This window comes from Okeania sp. SIO2F4 (assembly GCF_010672385.1).
Lineage (GTDB): Bacteria > Cyanobacteriota > Cyanobacteriia > Cyanobacteriales > Microcoleaceae > Trichodesmium.
On sequence record NZ_JAAHGT010001387.1, the window covers coordinates 1 to 1,525 of the forward strand.

The following is a 1,525-nucleotide window of genomic DNA, read 5'->3' on the forward strand; positions in this document are numbered from 1 at the left end:
TATAAAATATCCCGAACACAATGTTGGGCAGTAAGTACATAATTATCTGCAATTAGTGAACCAGTACAACCACTTTCAAATTCACCTGTTTCAAAATTTTTGAATAAAATGTCAGTTACAGCTGTAAAAGGGGCACCCAGGGACTGAGCAGTGCTAGATCCGGCGGTATCATTTATTACTATACCTTTTACGGGTGATTGAAAACTTTGGCTTGCTATTAGACCAAGTACACAACGCAGAGCTATTTGGCTAATCTGAATATTTTTGCAAGATTTGAGTATGGAAGGGTTAAATATTTTTTGTTGTTTGAAATTGTTAGAAAAGTATATGCTCATTGCCTGGTTTCTTTTATTTTTTTCAGTTTTAATTTAAGAGGAATGACACAATATGTGCCTGACCCTGGTAATTTCTTCTTGTCAAAGAAAGATAGCAATTTTATTTACACTATGGCAATACTACTTAAGTAAAATAAATCATTAGTGTAAAATCTGTAAATATATTGAGTGAGGGGAACTTCAGCAAATATAGAGGAGAAAAATATTAAAAATTCTTCATCAAAACTTCATCAAAACATCATCAAAACATCATCAAAACTTTATAAATTTAACTTGCAGGGTGTAGTTTTTGAGGTTAGGTTTGATTCTGATTGAACTAGGTTTTACCTGTTATACTAGTTTGATAGATAAATTTTTGCTACAAATCTCTATTTCCTGTTACTTCTAATATAGAATTCGGGTAATTAGTTATCGTATCGCGCTAGGAGTCAGGAGTCAGGAATCAGGGGTTAGGAGGCGCGGAGAAATATTGGATTTGAACTATTAAATTTTTAAATTCGTATTTAATAGAACATCTGTATTAAGAGGAAGTAATTTTGCGATTACTGTATAACCGGATTTTATATAACCAGAAAAATAGGAACACAGAAGGTACAAAATACCCAGCTATTTGACACAAAAAATTTAGGAATTTGGTGACCAAACCCCTACTAACTTCCACTAAAAAGAGTAAATGTAGCAATATTTTTTGAAACTTCTATTATTCAATGCAGTTTCAACTTCACCGAAGTCGGGTTGATTAGGAACAGACTATACATATTTGATGGAAACAAATAAACCCGACTTCTCGACTCAGCTATATTTTAGGGCAAAAGCGTAATATTTTATACTATAGCCTGAATTAATTACCGATTGTAAATTTGAGTAATGTGTAGTAAGCGATCGCTCAACTGTTGACTCAAAAGCTCTGAAGTGGTATAGCGCCACCGCCACTGTCCAGGATTAATACTAGGGTCATTCATGCGAGCGCGGTTATCCAGGGAAAGAATATCTTGCAGAGGGAATATTGCCATGTCAGCTACAGAAGAAGAGGCCAAACGTATGAGAGACCAATTGATTTCTTGGATATCGCTATCAGAGGTATAAGCCAGATATCGAGCAACGTGGTGTTTTTCCTCCTGAGTAGCTCTAGACCACCAACCAAGAGTAGTATCATTATCGTGAGTTCCTGTGTAAACTATACAGTTGTT

The 1,525-nt window shown here is 34.9% G+C and carries 2 protein-coding genes; both read right to left on the reverse strand.

Features of this window, described 5'->3' with window-relative positions:
• The coding region (locus F6K22_RS40640; protein WP_293110814.1) for a trypsin-like serine protease at nt 1-335 on the reverse strand (335 nt) is incomplete at its 3' end.
• A gap of 845 nt (nt 336-1,180) precedes the next feature.
• Nucleotides 1,181-1,525: 4-alpha-glucanotransferase (locus tag F6K22_RS40645; RefSeq protein ID WP_293110816.1), on the reverse strand; the 345-nt coding region annotated here is incomplete at its 5' end.